This window comes from Streptomyces sp. NPDC002130, from assembly GCF_040296465.1.
GTDB lineage: Bacteria > Actinomycetota > Actinomycetes > Streptomycetales > Streptomycetaceae > Streptomyces.
Map to the genome: position 1 here is coordinate 1 of NZ_JBEOXI010001194.1, position 1085 is coordinate 1085.

Here is a 1085-nt window from a genome sequence, read left to right on the forward strand (position 1 = left end):
GCTCATCGCGCCTCCATCAGCACTGCGTCGTGGTCGATCCCGAATGCCCGCGGGCCGACAACTTTCAATCTGCCCACTTCTTCCGCCCACCACTGTGGACCGGGAAGAACCAACACGGCCACATCGTGCCCCTGGTGCACGGATTCACACGAGACGAAGGCGCCGGTCCGCACGTCGAGCAACGTCACGATGTCCGGGCACGTTGCGATCATCTCGCCATCCAACGCGACGGTCAGGAATTCACTCTCGAATTCGACTCGCATCACCGCAGAATCGTGTTCGAGAATCACGTTGCCTCGACGATCGTCTGCGCCCGGGCGGCTACGACGCACCGCACGCACTCGGCCTGTCCCCAGCACCCGCGCTCCGGCGCTTCCGGCGATCTCCTGCCAACTGCCGAGGGCACCGATATGCTGCCCCAGTTCGTGCGCTCGGGAGAGAGTTCCCGGAATACAGGCCTCCCGCACGGTCCGCGCATCGATCGACGCGATCGCCAGAGCGCCCCAACCGCTGGTTCGCCCGATCAGAGAGCGCACTGCTACCTCGGCGCCCAGCACATCCACTCCGTCAATAACGGTGATCAGGCCGCCTGGCTGGGCGAGGGTGACCGGGCACAATTCCAATCCGGCTGCGGCGAGAGAGAAGTGATCGAGCCGCGGCATCGCCCGACCGAGCAGGTCCGCGTCGACGACGGGAACTCCCAACGCCAGCGCCGCCGCAATGCCGGAAAGAGCGTTGAGTCCACCGCCTTCGAACGTCATCACTGCGGTCGGACGCTTCCCGGTCCACCGAGTCAAAGCTGCTGCAGTATCGGAAAACTCACGCCCGGATGGCAATTGCTCCTCCAAAGCCAGAGCCGATCCGACGATTCCCAGCGGCATGACCAGTGCCCCGTCGGGCAACTTCTCCGGCGCGACGACCTCTACCGAAGTGGACGCAATGAGTGGACGAAGCATCTCCACGAACAGGCGTGGATCGCCGCCCCCGCCGCAGCCCAAGACCACCGCCCCCGCTGCGATCGCGTCGAGGTCGGCCTCCCGGACCGCGTGCAGGCTGCTCACGGCTCGTTATTCTGCCAGCACGGG

Annotated in this window: 1 protein-coding gene; it reads right to left on the minus strand. The window is 65.4% G+C overall.

All coding sequences use genetic code 11. The annotated features are described in order from the left end of the window. Window positions 1-2 precede the first annotated feature (2 nt). Complete coding sequence (locus ABT116_RS49585; RefSeq protein WP_351648294.1) at window positions 3-1061, minus strand: DUF917 domain-containing protein; 1059 nt, start codon at window positions 1059-1061, stop codon at window positions 3-5. Window positions 1062-1085: the final 24 nt, after the last annotated feature.